Genomic DNA, 22,699 nt, shown 5'->3' with positions numbered 1-22,699 from the left:
GGTTTTTGACATCATTTGCCAGGTTTTGACAAAAATTTACGACCAAATTTACGACCAAAATGGCGACGATTAGGAAACGGAAGAGAAAAAAAGGTACCGTTTATCTGGCTGAGGTATGTGTCAACGGACAACGGGCATCGCGAAGTTTTTCCCGCCGTTGGGAGGCTCTTCAATGGGCTGAGACCACTGAAGAACTTTTGCGGGCTGGGTTGGACCAGGATGGCATCCCACAGGATGACATGCTGTTCGAGGATGCGCTACGACGGTATGAGCTGGAGGTAAGCTCAGGAAAGAGAAGCAACTCCAGGGCCAGGGAAACAGTGATTTTCAAACATCTGCTGGAGTTTTTTTCCGGGACGCTACTCTCGGAGATCAAGGGTCCGCAGGTTGCATCCTATCGCGACGCCCGTTTGCGGAAGGTTAAGCCTGGTACGGTTTGCCGAGAGATGGACGTTCTGAGCCACCTTTTTACGGTTGCCAGGTTGGAGTGGGGAGTAAATTGCGGCCAACCAGCGCAGGATGTCAGGCGTCCAAAACGGCCAGAAGGGCGCTTGCGGCTGTTGGACAGGATCGAGATCAGGATGTTGCTCGATTGTTGCTGTGAGTCAAAGAATACGGCCTTGGCACCCTATGTGCGTCTGCAACTCCATACTGGTATGAGGCCCAGCGAAGGTGCTGGGTTGACTTGGGGACAAGTGGACTTGACAGCACGGATGATCGACTTGCCTCGTACCAAGACAACCAGACGTCGTGTTCCACTTACCAGGGAGGCGGCTCATATGCTGGAGGAGATGCGGCCACCCAACTGGCGGTCGGATCAGTATGTCTTCCTGCCGGACTCGGTGGGGGAGAGTGTCCGGCGCCGACCGAATCTTTTTTTTCGGCGTAGTTTTGAGAATGCAGTGGCTGCGGCGGAAATAAAGGACTTCACCATGCACGATCTAAGGCATACAGCGGCTTCATATTTACTCATGGCAGGCGTAGATTTGCGTACCCTGGCCGAGATCTTAGGGCACCGCACCATGGAGATGGTACGGCGATATACTCATCTCTTGGACGATCATAAGCTGGAAGCCGTTGATCGGATCAATGACCTTTGGACATAAGCTTATCTAATGGTAAATTGTTCTACCTTTCCTGATTTTTTGTAAACAACCCCTGACTGAAGTCAGAGGCTTTTTATTATGGTCAGGCTAAGCTGCCACATCAGGACGGTTTACGACGCCCCTGGAAGAGACGGCGGTCTCTCCCAACCGAGCAAGATTCAATGCCGCATTGACATCCGAGTGCGCCCGGTTTCCACACGAACAACTGAGAGTGTGTCGCTTGCGAGTAACGATCTGCCCACAATTATTGCAGGTCTGGGAACTGTATGCTGGATTGACATACAACACCTCAATCCCCATGGCCTCAGCCTTGTAGGCGATCATTCCCTGAAGCTGCGCCCACGCCCAACGATGCAAACGGGAGCGAAGGCGCTTGCCCGCCTTGATCCGCTTACGGATGTGGGTCAGCCGCTCCAGCGCAATCACACCCGCACCGACACGAACCGCTTCCGTAACAATGGCCTTGCTGACTTCGTGATTCACGTGGGTCACATGGCGGCGCTCCCGGCCGGAGATTCGCTTCAGCAACTGCTTTGCCGATTGCGAACCGTTGCGCTGGAGACGCCGGCGAAGGGCAAGGTATCGGTCCCGGTCGTATCGAAGTTTGCCGCCACCAAAGACCTTTCCGGTGCTGGTTGCGGCAATGTTGTTCTCGCCGAGGTCCACGCCAAGGGTTCCGCCGCTGCGGGCCTTTCCAACTGGAACATCGAGGACCAGGTGGAAAAACCAGCCTTTGGGCTTCTGAACAAGTTTGGCTTCCTTCGGGATGCCGCGATCAAGGTACGCCCGCTGGAACTCGCCAAGCCGCATCGGCACTTGGATGCGACCGTCGAGTGTATAGAGGGAAAGGGTTTCGCCCCGGATGCTGTAGGTGCGTTTGTCGAAATGGACGGCGCCCCGACCGCCAAAAACGATATCGGTGAACGGCCCGTCTTTCGGCAAACGCTTGTTGGCTTTCAAGGCTTTGTAGGCGCCGGCCACTGCCCGTATGGCGTTACAGACCATCTGCGACCCGAGGCGGGTGTTTTCGCGCACCGGGTAGTAAGCCAGGTGGTGAAGTTTGACGCGGTTGGTGATTCGCCGCTCGGCAGCAAAACGCGCGACCAGATTACATCCCTGGGCGAACTCATGGGCCAGTTCGATCAATGCCCGTCGCTGTTCCGGCGAGGTTTCCAGTTTGATCGAGATCGTACGCTGCATCTACCGGCGTCCCCTGATGTGTTCCGTGCGCTCGATGTATCGTTGGATGGTCTCGGCGCTGACATTGCCTGCAGTGCCGACATAATAGGAGGGCGACCAGACGTGTCCGCCCCTCAACCGTTTTTTCAGCGCCGGGAAGCGCGCAAACAGCTTGCGGGCGGTGGTGCCCTTGAGGATTTTTACGGCATTGGCAGCGGCCACGGCAGGCGGAATGCTCAGAAACAGGTGGATGTGATCGGGTTGGATTTCCCTGGAAATCACAAACCAACCGCGTTTCTCGCAAATTGCATCCAGCATGTCTTCAAGCGCTTTCGCTATCTTGCCGACAAGTACATTCCTGCGATACTTTGGGCACCAAACCACATGGTATGCTGTCTGATACACACAATTACGTTTGTAAACAACATCTACCATACTCCACATGGTAACAAATCTGGCTTGCCATGCAAGCCCGCAATTCCTCTCCCGACTAAAGTCGGAAGTTTCCTTGCGGAGGTTCTATGACCCGTTCGGCCAAAGGTACGATGAACAGTCCCGGTCGAAATGTCAAAGCCAAATCGAGCTTGAACAAATCCATTCTGGATCAGGGTTGGGGCATGTTCGTGTCCATGCTGGAGTACAAGCTCGCATGGCAGGGTGGAATGTTGCTGGAGGTTCCGCCGCAGCATACTTCCCAGGCCTGTCCCTGCTGCGGTCATGTGCCAAGGGATAACCGCAGGACGCAGGCCGGGTTCCACTGTGTCGAATGCGATTATGAGGCCAATGCGGATGATGTGGCGGCAAGGAACATTTTAGCCCTGAGGCACAGGGTGTTGGCCTGTGGAGCGGAGGCGTTGGCCCTTGCGATGAAGCAGGAAGCTGCGGGAAGCGGTGACGCACGCCCGCTCCCTGTTGTATGCTAATTCGGTTTGCACAGGGAATCCCCGTCCTTCAGGGCGGGGAGGATGTCAATTTATGGTAAGGAAAATAAAAAACAAGGGTGAGCAGAAAGAAACAACGGAATCGCTCAGGCCCGGATGCCCGTGAAATCGCGCGATCAAGCGTGATCCGGGCAGGCTCCGGTCCGTTTTCGTCCGCAAACGTGGTCTGCCCGCTGCTGTTTTCAGTTATTTTTCCCTTCCGGCTTCAACCCCTTTAAACATCTCTTTCAGGTCGTCCGGCCTCCTTTCTCTTTCCTCCGCATGCCGTTACCTTAACCTGATTTGACTCCGCCGCAATATCTTCCGGAGCTGAACTTTCGAAACCGCTTGTGTGGCAATAGTTTCTGGGATTTTTTTATAAAACAATGGAATATTAAGTCGTTACATGGTACCACTAGTTAAGTTGGTACTCCTGATGATTTGCTGTCTGAGGTGTTTCCTGGAGAAGCTTGAGCTTTCCGTCTTTGTTACTGAATATCGCAATAAATGGAAAAGTCAGGATTGAGATCAATATGTTGATAGGGGTTTGTCTATTTATCCTTATATGGCCTTGCATATAAAATAAGTGGAAGGCATGAGCATATATTAGAGAGAATATAGTGGAAATTTTCCACTTATTAACCTGTTAGCCTATTTTAAGGAAGCGGTCATGTCCAATAAAATATTTGATAGGAAAGAGATTGAGGATAAATCAGGTCCTCATCTTCAACAAGTATCACAACAGATTAAGCAAAGATTTGACCAAAAACGAGCATTTTATCATCAGCTAAGAAATCAATATTTTATATTTGATTATTGGAATGAGTTGAATCGAAAGATTGTTGAATTCGATCAAAAGTTTAATGTTTGGAATCAGAAGTGGGCAAATATTCAGAGATCAAATAACGCTCAGCAACTCATTCAGTATTTTGAGGAAGGTGAGAAAATATATAGTGAAATAGATGAATTTGTTGAATCGATCGTCCAACGATATAAGCATAGCCCAGATGTAGAAGCGTTAAAGAAGGAAATACTTCATAATATTGAGTCTGATATACTTAGGCTAAAGACAGAAATATCTTCACAGGTCGAGAAAGGCATAAAGAATGTTCTTGATCTTAAAGCAGAGCTTGGATTGCAAAAAAATTTCCAGGGCAACATCGAAGAGGAATTAAAAAAATCGGTAAGACATAGGAATTGGTTTATGGCTGGATTTATAATATCACTAATGTTTATACCATTTTTTGTATTTAGTACATTCGCAATGGAATACTTTAAGCAATATGGCGAGATTGAAAGATATGTTCTAAGATTTGGGGTCGCAATATCTGTAGGTTTTCTCTCTTATTTCTTTTATGGGCAATATAGATTATATCAATTGATTAGTTTGCGTTATTCACATTTGCATGGATTTCTCGGTGGTGGAGCGACATTTATTTCTCAGATAATTGGCACAGAAGATCAAGAATTGAAAAAGGAAATCAATAAAAAGTTGGCAGAGCTTTTTATGGAGTTAGAAGATGTTTTTGGTCTTGTGAAAAAGAATGCCCATCCAGCCGATGTCTCATTAGATAACGTAGGGAATTTGCTGGAGCAGTTTACAAAATTTACGCAATCTATCAATAAGAGCTAACACCTAGAAGGCCCCCGGTCGTCAAGCTACAAAAGTAGTTAGGGGCGAGATCGCTTCACCCTCAGCCGGGCACCGGCTGACTGATCTTTGAAGCGCCCTGTCTTGGGTTTCATATTCGGTGGCAGCAATTCTGCACCAAACACCTATTGAGGATCAACTATCCCGCCAACAGGAAAGGAGTTGGCTACCACTCGAAGCGGATAATCAGTCCGGGTCGAGAATGGGCCCAACAACTGCTCGTCGTAGACCGGACAGATTATCCGCGGACTTGCAAGCAGTTCCTGCCGGGTGACAGCTGCTGCAAGCAGGGCTTGCAGCGTCCTAGAAACAATCACGTACCCTCATGCCGTCCCAGTCAAAGAAGCGTGGTCATGTACAAGAAAACATGCCGGAGCTAGTGTCGGGTTCGGGGGAGGAGCAGAACCGTATCAAATAATCAGTATGCAGACGGAGCGGGACGGACGACCAATCAATCGTATTGGCTGCCGGGAAGCGGCATAGCACCGACCGGTGTGGTTGCGCCACATGATGCGTCTTCATCAGTGTCTGGTACAGACACATGCTCGCTGAAAAACAACAACGGTGGCTCCAGTTAGACGTCCGGTTCATCCGTCCCCTCCAGGTCATGCGGCAAAAAATCTGTTCATATCAAACCCCTGTCTGTTTTTGAGCATAAAGTCCACGGCCCGGCCCAGTTTATGAGCCAGGATGGACAGGGCCTTGCCCTTGCCGTGTATACTGGTGATCTTCTGGATAAGCGTCTTGTTGAAGAGTTTGAAAAGTTGGGTGTTCAGCTGAATCAAGAAAAGACACGCATAGTGGATCTTACCCAGGATAAGAACTTTAGTTTTCTGGGATTTGATTTTCGGCGGATTAAAATACGCCGTGGTGCGTGGGGAGTACGAGTTACTCCACGAATGAAATTCACGGACTACCCTGTTGCGAAAGCTCAAGGATGTGTTCCGCAGGTATCAATTTCAACCCGTGGATCGAGTTGTGTATCTCATCAATCCGATATTAAGGGGTTGGGCAAACTATTTTCGCGTCGGTAACTCCAGTAAGTGTTTTGGCTATGTCAAAGACTGGGTGGAGAAAAAGATTAGACGACATCTGATGTATGCCAGAAAACGCCGTGGCTTCGGCTGGAACAGATGGAGTAGGGCTTGGTTATATGAAACTCTGGGATTGTATAATGATTATGGAGTTCGTTACTACCATGTCTGAAAGTGCTGCCGGTTTGATAGGACACATAATTCTTGAGATGAAATTAACAGAGAAAGCGTAATGCGGGAAATGCGCATGCTGCGTTTGTCGTGGCGGGGGTTGGAAACGGGCTCTTGAGTACCGCGCCAACCTTCGACCCTACCGACAAGGGGGCGCTGATGCAAATGGAAAACCATCTGGTATGTAGGAGCCGCGTGCGGCGGGGCTTAGTCGTTGGAGTCTGTTCTCATTAGCGCTCTACTCTACATCTGTAATGTACTTTAAGCCTTGCCGGCAGATCCCGTTTTTTAACTTTTCAGGCTATGATAAAATAACGGGAACGCTTACACGACGAGCTGCTCCAGGATGAAGACTTTCTGGAACAATTGAAAAAATATGATTTGAACGTCAGGGACTACAACTAGGGGTATGGACCCAGTAAACAAACCCAGGACGGGCCTTGAAATGAAAAATACCTGCCAAAAAACATGGCTCAAAACATTTCTTCTGCAACGAGGCGGCCTCTCCCGGCCGGATGGTCGTGAACTGTTTCGCTACCGAATGACGGAGCAGGAATTTGGTGACCTGGAGAAGTCCCTGCAAAGCTGGCTTGCGAGCCTTTCCGGGTTTGACAATCTTGCCCGGCTGGCCGATGTTCCGCTGTTTTACAAACTTTTTGTCCTGTACGGCGCAGAATGGTGGCGGCGACGCTATGACGGCTCCGGATTTTCTTGGGAGCCCATTCTCCATGATCTGCGGGCAGACCCTGATGCCTGGAACGCCATGCAACGGTCGCGCTGCGTAAAAAACGGTCTGAGCTCCTGGAGAGTAAAAGTCCGTCAGCACGGGGGCTGCGATATATTCTCAGCGTTGCCCTGCAGGGCGGTCTGCCTTTGCGTCTTCTTGCCGAGGGGCGGGGCGGCATCGGCCGGCTCCTGAAAAGGGTGCTGCAACTTGCCGCGGGTACGACCGCCAGCCAGCAGGATATTGAAACATGGGTGGAAAGCCTACAACGCCTGTTACCCTCAAGCTACCGTCAGCCGGCAGTGTATATTCTGCTGGCAGATGTAATAATAACCATACTTCAGCTCAAGGAAGAAGCCGATCTGACAAAAAGTGCCGAAACCGTGGCCCGCTTGGATCAGCGTGTCCCGGGCTGGCGGGATCGCTTTTCCCTGCCCCTTGAGGATAAGGATGCCCAGGGGCTTGTTGCCCAGTTGCTTTGCGATGCTGTTGAGCTGCGAGTTGAGAAACAAAATATTCCTTTCCCGCTGATGCGTTTTCTGGAGCAGGGTGAAGATGGTTGGCAGTTGTATTCATCATTCTCCCTGCCGGAAACCATTGACCGGCAGATTCTTGCCCGTTTTTTTAACGCGGAGGCGAACGATTTTCCCCGCCGGATGGACCTGTCTCTTCAGGTGGGTGACCAGAGCCGGATTGTGAATCTGCGCCATATCGCTGGTCATGATGCCTATCGCATTGAACGAATTTCATGCGAATGGTCAGGATCGGAAGCGGCCGAGGCCCACATGCTTTGCCTTGCCGCGCCGAATGGTCGTACATGGTTTGCCCAGGTTGTGCATGGCGAAGAAATGGACATAGAAATGCCCTGGATCTTTTCGGTAGACGGTGAATTTCGCCTGTTGAAACAGGGCAGCGGCAAGATTGCCGAAACAGAGGCCTTGCTGGCTCTGCCCGAAGAGTGGCGGATTGAAAGCCTGAACGACAGCCGGGTTGAGAGGGCTGGCGATCTTTTGCTCAATTCCAGGAAGATTGTTCGTTTTCAAGGTGCCATACAGGTTCATGGGGACCAAGGCTCATTCCGTTTCCAGACCGGACGGGCAGATGCCACGGAAATAGCATATGTGTGGCGTGGCAGGCAACTCTGGCAACATTTCATAAGTCCCGCTAAGGCCTTTCTCGGTAAACCGAAACTGCATATCATTGACCAGACTGGTTTTCAGAAATCTGCCTCGGGAAAACCCGCCTTTCTTACGCCGAACAGTCATGGAGCAGGATTTCCGTTTGGGCCGGTTGTGGCACGTTATCCGGCAAGCGGAGAACTGCTTTTTCGCAGCCGTATGGTTCTCCTGCCAGATCAAGCTACCATTGATGTTACTGCTCATGGTCCCCGTTCCGGCACCATTACCCTGAAACACTGGGGAGCGAACACGGCCAGACTGTTGACCTCGGGAGTGCTACTTGATGTGGTAAAAGTTTTCCACACTCTGGAATTGAGCTTTGGCGTTGCACCTGATCAACATACACCGGAACAGGTGGACATCGAGGTGTTTTGGCCCCGTACCACAACTCCGGTCAGAGTACGCCTGCCGTTTCCTGCCCAGGGAGTGCGGGCCTTTGACATGGCAGGGCGAGAATTGCCCGAGGGGACAAAAATATCCATGCAACAGCTGTTAGGAGCCAGAATCACCATTCATACTCCACGGTACAACGCTCATATGGAGATGGTTTTCCGTTCAAGTGCAGACGGTGCCAATCGATCCTTTACCCTGCACCTGGGGACAGACAGTCTGCAACAGGTGGTTCGTCTGCAGAATTACCTGGAGGATATCCAGCACCTTTTGTCCATGGATGATGACCTCGACACCACGGTACGGGTTGATATCATAGTTGACGGAGCAGAGATCTTTCATTTGAAAGTGGCCCGGTACACAGGACATTTGAAAAGGGATGCCGACAAAGTCCTGCTCAACGATAATACCGTGCAAACCCTGGATCATGAAACATTGGCCGCTCTTCGTATCCAAGCCATAAATCTTCTCCAACAGGATGACTCTGTCATTGACCTGCGCCAACAAATGAGCGAGGGCGTGGCCTGCGGATGTTGGGAAGTTGATCCGGGAAATCGTGAACCGGGACCATGGTTGCTGTATCCGGCCCCTGACAGCCCCTTAATGATTCGTCCATTGTTATGGCCGATTGAAGGGGACATGGATGCCAGCACTCCTCTTGCCAGGGCAATGGAACACGCGGATTATAACCAGCGGCAAAAGGCGTTGCTGGAGACAGTGCAGCAACTGGCAACAGATTTTCAGGATCCCATGTGGCAGGATGTGGAGCAGTTGGCCGGACAGGTCGGCCATCTGTCCCTGACAGCTCTTGACCTGTGGCGTTGTTTTGCCCAATCACCCATAGGCATGGCCGCGCTGGCCTTTCGTCTGGGAAGCCTGCCCCGTGATTTTTTGCGCCGATTCGCACAGGAATTACCGTTTGCCTGGGAGATTGTTCCGTATTCAATCTGGGAACAGGTTATGGCTACCCTGCGGACTCAGTGCCTGACTACTTTTGGTGATCATCTTGGCCGCAAAGTGCTGTTGACGCACATAAACACCGTGTCAGAGAGACTCTCTGATGACCATCCTGCCTTGCAATATATTCTGGGCCTGGCTAGGGGATTTGTTGATCCGGAAGCGCAGCAAAATCGTGTTGGCTTGCAGTTTGTCGTTGGCCCTGAGGCAAAGTCAAGGCTATTTGAAGGAAATGCCAGTCCATTGCAACATCTGTTGCGTAATCACACCCAGGATCAGTGGCCCCAAGCTGACATTGATCTGTTGTCCATGGCCCGGCGTCACCCCCTGTATTCGGAATACCTCTGTCCAGATTCATTCGGCTTTCATGATTTAGTCATTAACCTGCCGATCCTGCTTGCCGTTCAATGTGCCAATGGCACTTCGGGAGAATGGCTCGGGGATCCTTCCCGGATAGGACTATTGCGAACCTGTCATGCCTTTGATCCTGACTGGTTTGACGAGGCTTACAATCTGATCATTGCCCGCTGTCTGGCGAACGGCCTGATGGCCCAAACAGCAAGTGAATAATATCTTACTCTAACGAGGAGTTCCCCATGAGTTTGCCCTTTTTCTCCGAGCTTTTTCCAGTCCTTGCTGAACGTAGCAAGCAGGCTGCCATCAGCCGTCTGGGATTTGCCAATGTTCCTCTGCGACGACACCTCAACGATCTTTTCAGCAGACCGTATGGGGTGAGGGGAACCTTTCTGGCCGATCCTGCATTTGAAGCTGTATTTGGGTGGAAAACCGCTGAGATATCCATGGAGCAGTTGGCAAACAGGGAACGGCTACTCCATCCCGAATTGGTGGCAGCCATGGACAGGCCGCCAAAGGAGCTGGCAGGGGAATATCGTTTTTCCAAGGAGCTGCGCCCCTATACCCATCAGGTCGAATCATGGCGTTTGCTTGCCGAAAAACCTCCGAAATCTCTTGTCGTTACCAGCGGCACAGGTTCCGGCAAGACAGAATGTTTCATGGTGCCTATCCTTGACCACCTTGTCCGCTTGGGCGAGAAAAAACAGGGGCAGCTTGTCGGGGTCCGGGCCTTGTTTCTCTATCCTCTCAACGCGCTAATCAACAGCCAACGGGAACGATTGCGGGCCTGGACCCACACTTTCGGTCAAGATATTCGTTTTTGTCTGTACAACGGCAATACTCCCGAAGAGTTGCCTGCTCGTGAACACAAGGATTTTCCCAGCGAGGTACTGGACCGGAAACGCCTGCGTGCCAGTCCCCCGCCAATGCTGGTCACCAACCCGACTATGCTGGAATATATGCTGGTGCGGACAGTGGATGCGCCTATTCTGGAACAGTCCCAGGGTAAACTGGAATGGGTGGTTCTTGACGAGGCCCATACCTATGTCGGCTCCCAGGCAGCCGAGGCGGCCCTGCTCATCAGGCGGGTTCTGCTCGCTTTCGGTGTCAAGGCGGAACAGGTGCATTTTATTGCGACCTCAGCAACCATTGGCGACCCTGAAGGCAAGGCCGGACAAGATCTGCGTAATTTCCTGGCCGAGGTGGCCGGTGTGAGGATAGATCAGGTACAGCTTGTTGCGGGTCAACGGCAGGTACCTGAACTGCCAAAAAAGAAAAAAGGAAAACCGTCTGTCTCACTGGAAGATCTGGAAGCCATGGATGGTGGACAGGAAGTGTCCAATCAGCGCTACAGAGCGTTGACTTGCAATACCACAGCCCGTGCAATCCGCAGCCTTTTTACCCATGATCCGCTAGGGATACATGTAATTCGACTTTCCGCTGTATGTCAGCAGCTGTTTCCAAAAGAACAAACCTTCAGTCGGGAGCAACAGTTGCTGTCCCTGCGCTGGCTGGATGTGCTCACCGGGACAAGAAAGCAGAAAAAAAAAGGTGGTATTGCGGAAAGTTTTCTTCCGCTTCGCGTACATCTCTTCCATCAGACCGTCGGTGGTCTATGGGCTTGTGCAGATCCGGACTGCCCGCAAAAAGAAGGAACCCGGCTGAACGATCCGCACTGGCCTTATGGGGATGTGTATCTTGAGCCTCGCAAACACTGTTCCTGCGGCAGCCCTGTATTTGAAATTGTTCGTTGCAATGACTGCGGCAAGGTGTATCTGTTGGCAGAAGACAACAATGGTTCTCTTACTCAGCTCCAGCCCCCAGCGGTTCTGGATGAGTTTGAACTTGATGTGGAAACCGGAGATGAAGACGATGAAACAATTGAAGCAACCGCAGTTTTCAACTATCGCGTTCTTATTGTCAACCACCCCCTCAGTCAGGTCGGTCCCTTGGATATTGACAAGAAAACCCGGAGCATAACCGAGGCAGGTGATAACACCTTACGTCTTCTGGCGCATGAAGATGGCGGGGAAGGCCTGCTATGCCCTGCCTGTGAGCAACAGGATCGCCCCGGAGGGAGGCCGCTGTTCCAGATGAGCAGGCTGGGGGCGCCCTTTCTGCTTAGCACTATTCTGCCCACGTTGCTGGAGTTTGCTCCTGACGGAAAGAAACCTGCGGATCATCCGTGGCGAGGACGCCGTTTGCTCACCTTCAACGATAGTAGGCAAGGGACAGCGCGCATGGCCATCAAGCTGCAGCAGGAGGCTGAACGTGGACATATTCGGAGCCTGATTTATCATCACACCTTGCAATTTGCTGCAAGTGGCGGCGGGAAACAGGCCGCTCAACTGGCCGCTGACATTGCAGAACTTGAAAAGGCAAATATGTCATCTCTGGCAGACATGATTGCCCGGAAAAAGAAAGAATTGCAGAGGTTGCAACGTCCAACCCCTATTCCGTTTACAGAGTTGGCCAATCTGTTGACTGGCGAGGGCAGGGATTTTGACAGAATGGTGGCCCAATATCGTGAATTTGCGCCAGCGGTATTCACGGGCGATAGTGGTCGTCATGAGCTTGCCCGTATGTTTCTGGTGAGGGAATTTGGACGCCGTCCGAAACGGTTGAACAGTCTGGAAACCATGGGAATGGTGGCAGTCTGCTATCCGGCTCTTGACAGTATTGAAACGGTGCCAGAGTTGGTCAAACAGGCGGCTGCCTTTGACGAGTCTGAGTGGCAAAATTTTCTGAAACTCTGTCTTGATTTTTTTGTCCGTTCCGGCGGTTCTCTTGATATTATACCGGCCTGGCGCCAATGGATGGGGCTGCCTTTCCGGCAAAGCTGGTTGGTTCAGCCTGATGAACAGGATGCGGGCAGCAACCAACGCCGCTGGCCCCGAGCACGACGCAGTGGTATGCGATCAATGCTCGTGCGTCTGCTTGCCTACGTTATGCATACCGATATCCAGACGGCGGAAGGAGAGGACAGGGTTGATGCGGTATTACAGGAAGCCTGGCAGCTATTGACGGAAAAACGGATTCTCAAGTTGACGGCAGACGGTTTTGTTCTTCCCCTCGAGCAGCTGGCCTTCCTCCCGATACATAGGGCCTGGATTTGCCCGGTGACCCGACGTCTGCTCGATACGACCCTGAAAGGTGTTACGCCCTATCTGCCTGAGAAAAAGCCTACCGATGATACGGCGTCGTGCAAAGCGGTGGAAATGCCGGTTTATGATAAGGCCTTTGGCGGGGTAACCGATGCGGTTGAACGGATAAAACGTGGACGAAAGTGGCTACAACAGCAGCCTGAAATTGCCGAGCTGCGGGAACGGGGTATATGGTCTGTTCTCCATGATCGGGTGATTGAGATGTTTCCCTATTTCAGAGTAGCGGAACATTCGGCACAACAGGAGGCAAAGGTTCTTGAACATTTTGAAAGAAAATTCAAAACAGGAGACATTAACCTGCTTTCCTGCTCCACCACTATGGAAATGGGCATTGATATCGGAGGAATAAGCCAGGTATCCATGAACAATGTACCGCCCCATCCCGCCAACTATTTGCAGCGGGCCGGCCGGGCCGGCCGCAGAAAGGAAGCCCGCTCTCTGGCCTTGACCCTGTGTAAGGCCAATCCTTTAGATCAGGCTGTGTTTGCCAATACGCTGTGGGCTTTTGAAACCCCTTTAGCAGCACCCTCTGTTTCACTGGATAGCCCTGTTATCGTTCAGCGGCATGTTAACTCTTTCCTTCTCACCCGTTTTCTGGCGGAAAAGCTCGCCGGTCTCGGGGTAGACCAGATAAAGTTTGACTGCGGTTTTTTCTTTCTTGGCGATGAACCCTGGGCGGAACAATACTGTGCATGGTGCAATGATTTTTCGCCGGAAAAAAGTCCTGAGCTGGCAGAAGGCCTCAATCGTCTGGTGCGGTATTCTATTCTGGAAAACAAACCATTGGCCAAACATACCGCTGTTGCTGCAGAGAAGATGACCGAGATAATGGAGCGATGGCGTCTGGAATGGCAACACCTGGAAAATGAACGACTGGAGTTTATCCGTGTAGCTGGAGAAAAATCACCTGCCAGCAGGGCAGTCACCTATCGGCTGTCCAGGCTGACGCAAGAGTATCTGCTCAGAGAACTGGCAACGCGGGGGTACCTGCCGGCCTACGGTTTTCCCGCCCATATTGCCTCTTTTGACAACCTTACAGTGGATCGCTTCAGAGCACGCATGGCTCGACGGGAAAACGGGGGGAAGAACCGTCGGGATGATAACCGTTTTCAGCGGCGTGATCTGGCCAGTCGTGATCTGGCAACAGCGTTGCGGGAATATGCACCAGGAGCAGAAGTGGTCATGAATGGCCTAGTCTACCGTTCAGCCGGTATCACTCTCAATTGGCACATTCCGGCTGACACTGAAGAGGTTCATGAGGTTCAGGAGATCCGTTTTGCCTGGAGATGCCGGCACTGCGGTGCCAGTGGTTCCAGTCCCAATCTTAAACTGGCCGCCGAATGCTGTTATTGCGGAGAGGAAATCGAACAGCAAGACATTCACGAATTTCTTGAACCGGCAGGGTTTGCCGTGGATTTTTACTCAATACCTGACAATGATATTAGCTTTCAGCAGTATGTTCCAGTGGAGTCTCCCTGGATCAATGCCCAAGGGGACTGGGTTGCCTTGAGTAATCCGGAGCTTGGCCGATTCAGGAGTACAACGATTGGACATGTTTTTCATCATTCCCGCGGGCTTCATGGAACCGGCTATGCACTCTGCCTATCCTGCGGTCGGGCGGAGCCCATGACTCCAAACGGAGATTTGCCAAGAGTATTTGCGCGTCCTCATAGAAAATTACGGAGGGCAAAGGATGAAGAAGGCTTCTGTCCGGCTGATGACCGGAAAATCAAACAGGGAATCTGTCTAGGACACGAGCTGCACACGGATATTTTTGAGCTGCAGCTTAAAAACAAGGACGGTGTATGGCTGGATGATCGAATCGCTGCCCGGACTATCGCCGTTGCCTTGCGCGATAGCCTGGCGGAGTTGATCGGCGTCCAGGCAACTGAACTTGGTTGTGAGGTCAAACAGGGGCAACCGGAACCAGGTGTCGTCTGTTGGTCCATTTTGATTTTTGATCATTTTGCAGCAGGCTATTCTTCGCGGGCCGATAATTTTCTTTCCAACCTTTTCAATAAGGCCTACGAGAAATTGAATTGCCCCAGAGAATGTGATAGTGCCTGCCCACATTGTGTGCTTGACTTTGACCAACGCTTTGCCATGGAGAGTCTGGACAGGCACGTTGCTCTGCTGTGGTTGGATATCAAGTGGCTGCATAATTTGCGTCTTCCTGAAGAATATGCCTATTTCGGTCCGTCATCTTCGCCTGAATACAAGAGTATCAGCGAAGCGCTACGTTATTCCATCAGTAAGAATGGATGTACAGGCGCTCGTTGTTATACAGACGGATCCGTCGAGTCGTGGGAGTTATCTTCTTCATCGTTGCGTACAGTGGCTTATGGTTTGGCTGGCCAAAATATCAATGTGGAAATCGTCCTGCCCCGTCAGGTCATGGAGAAACTAGATTTTATCGATCGCTTTATTCTTGCAAGCATGGCCGATCATCCGAACATCAGTTTTTGTCTAACCGAAAAAGCGGCAAAGGCAGGTAAGGGATATCTTCTTGCCGAAACAATCGGTGGCCGAATGCAAAGTTGCTGGGCTACATCGCATCGGTCAGCTCAATATTTCAATCAGCTCTGGGGTAGGGGAGAAGATGCGGACGCAATGCTGGTACGAAATGACGGTGAACAGACAGCCGCGGTAACGCTCACCAGACTTGAGCCAGATGAATTGCGATCGTCTGTGACAGAAAACAGTGACTGTGTTTTACAGATTCATCATGAATTAGACGGCCCTGTAAAAGGCTTTGGAACTCGATTCTGGCGTCATGTTATGGAGCAACATCCAGCCAGCAAGGATCTGCTGAGCGATTCAATAAAAAATATCGTATCCGTTCGTTATACGGACCGATACTTGAAGACTCCTTTAACAGGAGTTCTGTTTGTTGAACTCATATCCGGTTTGCGGGGTATCGTCGGGCAAGAACGGTGGCCACAATCTGCCATATCTTTTGTTACCCTCAACATGACCCAAGAACGATATGAAAGGAATTCTTTTTTTCTGTGGCATGATTGGAAAGATAACCGGATGCGCGAAGAGGTAATAAAAGGGATTTTCGTGCGATACGGTTTGGATATTTCTGTTTTCAACAGAGATAAACATCAAATAGAACATGGACGCCTTCTGACCGTAACATTTGCATCGGGAAAAAAACTGGTTGTCGCATTTGACCAAGGGTTATCATATTGGCAGACAGCTAACAGAATGTCTTTCCCTTTTTCGGATGGCCCAGTACATCAAGTGGACAAATTGGAAGAACTTATAATGAAGAACAAATTACCCGTAAAAGGAATGAATTCGTTTCCAACAATTCTCGCAATTCAAAGAGGATAAGGGTTGTCTCAAACAAAAATGGCCCTGTCCTTTGCCGACAACCAGCACAATTCTTCAACAGACGCCCAATTCGACCGAAGATTAGATTGTGTCCGTCCGTGAAAATATAATTGCTTGATTTTATGAGATGAAATCGCCTTTTTGGGGAGACGTTTTTGACGATTTGTGGTAAGGAAAAGACACATAACCTCTCAAAATTACGTGATTAACCAATTTCCGGAGTCGCAAAAACGATGCGAAAAGCACGCATTCAGCAGTTACCCCTGTCAGGAGCAACCCCTGACCACCCCAAGGCGAAAGAGTTGGCAAAGATCAGCGAGATTCTCCATAGCAACAGTAGCATATCAGCCCGTTGAAAAACTCACATTTTCCAGCAAAGTAATTGAACCCATCGGTTGATCGGTTAAAATACCGAAAAACTTTATCAAACAAAGGAGTCCCGATGCCCTGGCGCGGCTTATTCTGGCAACTATGGGCCTGTTGATGACTATTTTCACGCCCAGATCGGCTCATGTTCGCAACCTGCAACCTGTCTGGCCAGGAAAACCGGTTGTGGTGATGAAGCCGGTCACCGGATGATCTTCCTGGCCGGGATGGATATTTTCAACGGACTGTTAAATCGGCTTTCTCACGATTCGGGTCATCACGTCGAAAAAAACGAAGCCCACCTGGCTGCACTATTAGCTCTTAGCTATTTAAGGTTACGACCATTTGAGGTTCAACATGGATAATACAGCTAACAATAGCGTTAACTGGAACAAAAAAAGCTTGTTTTTTTCAGGTAATTATCTCTCATGCATACGGTGTTTTTTTTAATAAATCGAGCTGCTTTTTTGGTCCAGTTATGCGGGGCGTTAGTGCGCCAGGCGCAGCTTGGCGCTTCTTATAGGGTGCCCTGCCGTAGGCTCGGCAGGAAGTCCCCATCGGGCAAAGCCTGACCAGTAGCCCGTACCGAGTGTTGCGCCTGAGGCGGAGTCCTTTAAGAGCAGTACTGGACGAACAATACAGGTGAAGCGTACACAGGGAACATTGCAGGCCGCAGGGGAGACGTACCTCCCCTAAGCAATTCAGCCTCGTAAGAAGCAATAAATGCAGTTGGCGACGGTTTTAACGTGCCGGAAGCCAGTACAAAGGAAGGCTCTTCGTCATTTCATGTGGATTTCAGCAGGTTCTGTAACGGAGCAGCGAGAAGGTAGATGATGGTAATGAATGTCTCATCGTTTCGGTATCCACGAGCCCGCACCTTGGCGGCCTGGAATATTCCGTTGAGGGCCTCTATGCGTCCATTGCTATGTTCTGATATCCATCTGGCAAGAATCTCCTCCCGGTACTTTTCCACTGTGCGCAGCGCCTTTCTGACCGGAGCCAACAGTTTTTTGTCATCGCAAAGCTCATTGGCCAGATTCAAAAACCAGGTCAGCCGCCATCTGGCCGCCCGCAGATTCGTTGCTCGGCGAACCCAGCGCAGTAGCTCTTTGATGCGCCAGGCTTCGGCTGTGTGCAGGTCCATGGCCTCAAGCTCTGCCAGCGCATCAAGCTGCTTTTCCGTGAGGTCGCTTTCCGCTGCCTTGAGAGTAGCCCATCTCGCAGCCCGGGGCATGCGTACTTCCTTTGCTTCCTTGCGGCGCACCTCGTCCACTGCCTTGCTGAACAGCTGGACCACATGGAACCAGTCCACCGTAATATTGCTGTTGACGAAGTGGGTCTTTATGCCGGAGATGAAGGCTCCGGACATGTCAGAGACCACCTCGACCACATTCTCCGCCTTTCCCTGGTGGTCGGCCAGAAACCGCTTGAATGCCTTCAGTGTCTTTTTGCCCTTGCCGGGAGTGGCAAAGACTACCGGTTTTTCCTTGCGGTCCAAGTCGATGAACACGGTGATGTAACGATGACCGCGACGGGATTTGGTTTCATCCAGGCTGAAGGCTTTCAGGCCGCTCAAGTCCATCCGGGCCAGGGCCTGGTTGACATAGTGACGGATGATCCGCCACAACCGCTTGTCTTTCATCTCCAGAATCCGAGCGGCGGTGAGTACCGGCATATCACGGACAAATACCATGGCCGCCTGCTCGAAAAGCAGGGTAAACTTGCTGCCTTTGCGAGCCCAGGGAACGGTAATCTGTTTCACGCCATGGTGTTCACAACGAATCCTGGGGACAGGGGCGGTGATGTAACAGTGATGTTGGAAAAAATTCAGATGCCGCCATGTCTTCACCTTGAAATCATGAGCCTTGCACATGGCTCCACAGACAGGGCAAGGATACTTCGCCCCTCGGTCGGCCTTGATGGTAAGGCGCAGTTCATGGGGAACCTTCTCCGTGTCCAGAATCTGTCCCTTGATTTCCCAGGGGGCTTCCAGGCCAAGTCCAAGACTGATAACGTCACGACTGTTCATCCTGACACCTCCGACGTTTCGAGTGGATTTGGTCACAAAATATACCAAATCCACTCAAAACGTCGAGGAGCCAAAAGGAATCGTTTTGGTAAGATTCCCGAGGGACTGCCGGGGTCCGAGAGCGTGGCATGTAATGAGAGAAGCGTCAGGAACCTGGGAGGCCCTGTCACCTCCTCTGCATCGAGCTTTACCGCAGAGGTAGGACGTATCAACCACAAGGAGAACGTCTGATGGGTGGCAGAGAGTCAGATCATCTCATAGTACTCTGAGACGGTAGGGCCGATCACATGGGGAAGGGGATGACGGTATTGCGTAGCCTGCAAAGGGAACTTGTACCGGACATGAAGGGCTGGACACTGCAAGCAAACCTCACTGCGGGGAATAGCAAAGGAAGCATATCAATGCTTCTGTACGAAGCGAGCAATATCGAAGAGCTCTGTGCGGGAAAACCGCACGCAGGGATCTGCGAGGGGGCTGCTGGGTAACCGGCAGTCCTACCTCGATAACACATAGAAGATAATCAATGAATGTAACAGTATCAGGCAACATCATTATTCCAGGGACTGAGCCGATTGTGATTATTGGGCCCAACGGCTCTGGAAAGACTAGGCATGCTATCACTATGGTCAGTATGAATAATGCGAATATGATAGCTGCATTACGTAATATTGCATTGCCACCAAATGTTGTTATGAGGTCAATGGATCAAGCTAAAAACGAACTTAACAATCACCTAAACAGGCGTCGTTCACAACCTTGGGAGCTTTCTAATGAAATAAATGAGCTTTTTTCTAAGTTGATGGCCGAGGATTCGGCTTCTGCTATCGATTTCCGTAATCGCCACGCTGAGGACCCAAGTGTATCCCCAGAAATCACAAAATTAATGCGCTTATCCGATGCTTGGGCAAGACTTTTCCCTGGCAGACACATAGATTTTTCTGGTTATCATCCTCGGGTAAGATCTGATTACAATATATCAGGGAGTGAATATCCCGCTCAACAGATGAGTGATGGTGAACGTGTTGCACTCTACTTGACTGGACGTGTTTTAGATTCTGAGCAAAAAATCATTATAGTTGATGAACCTGAGGTCCACTTTCATAGTCGTCTAGCCTCAAGGTTTTGGTCAGAGCTAGAGAGTCTAAGACCTGATTGTAGATTTGTTTACATTACACACGATCTCCCATTCGCGCTATCTAGACGCAACGCCCATTTTGTCATAATAAGACCAAATAACGAACCCCAGCTCGTCTGCCTAAAAGAGGGAATTCCAGATGATCTAGCCGAATCATTACTCGCAGCGGCGTCTTTTTCTATTCATGCAAGACGAATAGTCTTTTGCGAAGGAACCGAGGGTAATAGCTTGGATCAGCGCTTGTATTCAGCATGGTTTAGTAGTCCTGAAACAGCAGTAGTTCCTGCCGGATCTGGTAAAGATGTTGTCAAATGCACGTCTACTTTCTCTGAAAGTACATTAGTTTTTGGTGTTGATGCTATCGGAATCATAGATAGAGATTATTGGCCTCAGAAGTTCATTGATGCTTTACCCGAATCGGTTTCAGTATTATCGGTACATGAAGTTGAGAATCTGGTTTGCGTTAGAAATGTTTTCCTTTGTATAGCTAAACATCTTGGAAAAAAATCAGAGGAATCTGAAGCTGCTTATAGTTCCTTCCTTGATAAGGCAAAAAGGAAATTCGATCAGGGTCTATTTAATAAACAAGTATCGGAGCGATTTAAACGACGTTGTGAGCATGAATTTAACATGGTATTGAATTCGCTGAATATTGCTGCAGACATCAATGATGTCTGTACGCAGCATATTAATGCCATTGAGCCGTCAACATGGGGGGTGACGCCTGCGGCTATATTCAATGAAGAAAAATTGGCCCTAGAATCAGCGTTAGCAGATAACGAGAAAGATTTTATGGCCTTTTTTCCTGGGAAAGTGTTTTTAAGGGATGCCGCGCAACAACTTGGAATGACTTCTGATTCATATATTGATCTTGTTTGTAACTCGCTCATTGCAGCGGAGGATGATCCTTTGTCGGAACTCGGTGCTCTCATTGAACAGGAGTTAAGCGCTCATTTACCCCTGCGTAATCTATGAAAGTGTTTAACACCTAGAAGGCCCCCGGTTGTCAAGGCGCAAAAGAAGGGTAAGAGCGAAAAATCCAATCACCTTCAGCCGGGTACCGGCTGACTGAGTTCAAGCGCCAGAAATGGTACATTTTCAGATTGCCGTTAACACCGCTCATGATGATTTGTCGGTCTGGACAACGGGTAACTTGCCTGCTATGATCCAATATGGCAGCCCGGAAAATGGTGATGAGATGTTGAGATAGGCGGATACGTTACAGTTGAGCCTCTCGGGCTGCCATTTTTTGACAATTGCTCATCTCTGTCTGTGTGCTATGAATTGACGCACTTGGCTCTTCAGGAAGCTCTTGTCCTTTTCAGGAGGAGGAGAGGGTCAATCCCCTTTTTTCCATCTCTTTAACCGGCTGCGGCACTCGGTGGCAGGTAATCTGGAATTCGTGGACATCAGTTGACGCAGTTTCTCACAGGCTTCTGTTTTCGAAATAAGCCCCTCCGCAACAAGTTCGTCCAATACCCACAGAATACCGTGAACCCGAATTTCCGCCTGTTCAGCGATTTTGCGTAAAGCAGCATCCCCTGTCAACAACCTGGCCGCAAGTGTTCTGGCATGGAAAAGACAGGAACAGTCAGCAATGGAGAGTTGCCTATATTCGCTTTCCAACGATTGGATTTGCCGTAACTCTTCATAATCGAACGATTTTATCTTTAGGGAGCCGTTCTCGATACAAAGGCGCAGATCAGAGACATTGGATTCTTGAACTTCTCCCACCACAAAGTCCGTCACATGAAATTCGTATTGCAGCCTGAAAAATGATGGCAGTAAATCAATTTTCAGCAAGTCGATCAGAATATTGGCATCATTGACCAGGAGAATCATGAGACGAAACTGACCTCTCGTTCAAATTCTGATACCGACTTATTTAACAACTCGGCAGCCTTGCTGAAACTGATGATCTGTTCTGCCGCCGCATGATAGACGAGCTGTTTGAAGCGGTTGGCCACCTCCCTGCCCTCATACCTGCCAGGCTCTTTCTTGCGCCAGCCATGTTTGCTGGTATAAATGCAGAAAAGCCGGTAGCTGTTTTCCGAAATGATCCCCAGTCTCTTGGCCCGGGCCATAATGGCCTGCATGGAAATGCCGAAAATACCTTTCAGTTTTTTCAGCTCCCACTCGGTTATCCTGTTACGATGTTTGCCCAACTCTTCCAGCAACACCTTCTCTGGCAGCAGCAAGGCCCCGGCAAAGTCATGGCAGAGCTTTTCAGTGGACTTTTCATCCACTCCCGAAAAATCAAGCAGCAGGTGGGCCAGTTCGTGGGCGACAGTAAAGCGTTTGCGTACAAGGTCGCTATTCCTGTAGACAGCGATAACCGGGATTTCCATACCGGAAACAAAACCAGAAAGGCCGTCAAAATTTTCAAAATCCGCTACTTCATAAATCTTGTATCCCTTGTCCTCCAACAATTCTATCAGATGGGGAACAGGCCCTTCGCCCAACTTCCATTTCTCACGGATTTCCCTGGCTGCCCGCTCTATATCTGCATAACTCAGGATTTTCTTCTCTGAAACCGGATTGTCAAACCCTGGAGGGATATTGAGGATGTCCTCCAACTCCAGATATTTCTCCAAGAAGTTAATGGTTTGATATTTTATTTGCTCCTCGGCCTTTTTGCTCAGGCGAGATTTTTTCCTGAATTCCAGACTGTTGATGGCAACTCTGGAGGACCGGAAAAAATAGTCTGCCTTCACATCCAGAGCGCGAGCCAGGGCAAGCAGCACTTCACTGCTTGGCTTGATTTGTCCCTTTTCATATTTGCTGATGGCCTGTTTGCTCACAATCGCCCCGGCCTTCTCGGCCAGGGCAGCCATGCTCATTCCAGCCATCTTCCTGGCGGAACGAAGCCGTATGCCGAATTCATGTATCATGATCACACCTCTCTGGTTGACAATTATCATTATTTTGTTGTTTTTGTCAACCCAACAAGGCTATTTTCTCCGTAATGTCCGCTTCGGAGAACGCGCCGTAATCCTGCGGGT

Annotated in this window: 14 protein-coding genes; 8 read left to right on the top strand and 6 right to left on the bottom strand. The window is 50.2% G+C overall.

The annotated features are described in order from the left end of the window. Nucleotides 1-59: 59 nt before the first annotated feature. Nucleotides 60-1,106 (top strand): tyrosine-type recombinase/integrase, encoded by a 1,047-nt coding sequence (locus GF1_RS16475; protein ID WP_353740408.1) that lies wholly within the window; start codon nt 60-62, stop codon nt 1,104-1,106. An 87-nt stretch (nt 1,107-1,193) separates the two neighbouring features. Here the strand turns inward: GF1_RS16475 and GF1_RS08445 are convergent, their stop codons facing one another. Together GF1_RS08445 and tnpA are read right to left on the bottom strand one after the other, a co-directional pair. Then, the gene (locus tag GF1_RS08445) at nt 1,194-2,306 is read right to left on the bottom strand and encodes an RNA-guided endonuclease InsQ/TnpB family protein (protein WP_267926099.1); all 1,113 of its coding nucleotides are present in this window, start codon (nt 2,304-2,306) and stop codon (nt 1,194-1,196) included. After that, on the bottom strand, nt 2,307-2,720 hold the full coding sequence (tnpA, locus tag GF1_RS08440; RefSeq protein WP_267926098.1) for an IS200/IS605 family transposase: 414 nt from the start codon (nt 2,718-2,720) through the stop codon (nt 2,307-2,309). It abuts the gene before it with no gap. Between the two features lie 86 nt (nt 2,721-2,806). Here tnpA and GF1_RS08435 point away from each other — a divergent pair, with 86 nt between their 5' ends. Together GF1_RS08435 and GF1_RS08430 are read left to right on the top strand one after the other, a co-directional pair. Further along, the gene (locus tag GF1_RS08435; RefSeq protein WP_267926097.1) at nt 2,807-3,208 is read left to right on the top strand and encodes an RNA-guided endonuclease InsQ/TnpB family protein; all 402 of its coding nucleotides are present in this window, start codon (nt 2,807-2,809) and stop codon (nt 3,206-3,208) included. A gap of 667 nt (nt 3,209-3,875) precedes the next feature. After that, nucleotides 3,876-4,838: a hypothetical protein gene (locus GF1_RS08430; protein ID WP_267926096.1), complete on the top strand. Its 963-nt coding sequence runs from the start codon at nt 3,876-3,878 to the stop codon at nt 4,836-4,838. Between the two features lie 623 nt (nt 4,839-5,461). Here the strand turns inward: GF1_RS08430 and GF1_RS08425 are convergent. Then, entirely contained in the window at nt 5,462-5,641 is a 180-nt protein-coding gene (locus GF1_RS08425; protein WP_267929162.1) for a hypothetical protein, read from the bottom strand. A gap of 154 nt (nt 5,642-5,795) precedes the next feature. Here GF1_RS08425 and GF1_RS16470 point away from each other — a divergent pair, with 154 nt between their 5' ends. From GF1_RS16470 to GF1_RS08410, 4 genes are all read left to right on the top strand, one after another. Beyond that, a complete protein-coding gene (locus GF1_RS16470) occupies nt 5,796-6,062 on the top strand; it encodes a group II intron maturase-specific domain-containing protein (RefSeq protein ID WP_353740455.1) in 267 nt (88 codons plus the stop codon). 444 nt (nt 6,063-6,506) lie between these two features. Beyond that, nucleotides 6,507-6,980, top strand: coding sequence for a hypothetical protein (locus GF1_RS08420; protein ID WP_267926095.1), 474 nt, complete (start codon nt 6,507-6,509; stop codon nt 6,978-6,980). After that, nucleotides 6,935-9,880, top strand: a complete 2,946-nt coding sequence (locus GF1_RS08415) for an STY4851/ECs_5259 family protein (protein ID WP_267926094.1) — start codon at nt 6,935-6,937, stop codon at nt 9,878-9,880. The genes GF1_RS08420 and GF1_RS08415 overlap by 46 nt, the downstream gene beginning before the upstream one ends. Before the next feature lie 26 nt (nt 9,881-9,906). After that, nucleotides 9,907-16,167, top strand: coding sequence for a DEAD/DEAH box helicase (locus GF1_RS08410; protein ID WP_267926092.1), 6,261 nt, complete (start codon nt 9,907-9,909; stop codon nt 16,165-16,167). 1,150 nt (nt 16,168-17,317) lie between these two features. Here GF1_RS08410 and GF1_RS08405 read toward each other — a convergent pair. After that, nucleotides 17,318-18,562, bottom strand: a complete 1,245-nt coding sequence (locus GF1_RS08405; protein WP_267926041.1) for an ISL3 family transposase — start codon at nt 18,560-18,562, stop codon at nt 17,318-17,320. Between the two features lie 523 nt (nt 18,563-19,085). Here GF1_RS08405 and GF1_RS08400 point away from each other — a divergent pair. Continuing rightward, a complete protein-coding gene (locus tag GF1_RS08400; protein ID WP_267926090.1) occupies nt 19,086-20,672 on the top strand; it encodes an AAA family ATPase in 1,587 nt (528 codons plus the stop codon). Between the two features lie 363 nt (nt 20,673-21,035). On the opposite strand, the gene GF1_RS08395 is transcribed toward GF1_RS08400, so the two are convergent. Continuing rightward, complete coding sequence (locus tag GF1_RS08395) at nt 21,036-21,539, bottom strand: PIN domain-containing protein (protein ID WP_267926088.1); 504 nt, start codon at nt 21,537-21,539, stop codon at nt 21,036-21,038. Further along, nucleotides 21,536-22,588 carry a helix-turn-helix domain-containing protein gene (locus GF1_RS08390; RefSeq protein ID WP_267926085.1) on the bottom strand — a complete coding sequence of 351 codons (1,053 nt, stop codon included), beginning with the start codon at nt 22,586-22,588 and terminating at the stop codon, nt 21,536-21,538. Before GF1_RS08390 ends, GF1_RS08395 begins: the two co-directional genes overlap by 4 nt. Between the last annotated feature and the right edge of the window lie 111 nt (nt 22,589-22,699).

It is taken from the genome of Desulfolithobacter dissulfuricans (assembly GCF_025998535.1).
Lineage (GTDB): Bacteria > Desulfobacterota > Desulfobulbia > Desulfobulbales > Desulfobulbaceae > Desulfolithobacter > Desulfolithobacter dissulfuricans.
The sequence above is the reverse complement of the archived record's forward strand: the minus strand, read 5'-3'. Positions and strand labels throughout refer to the sequence as shown.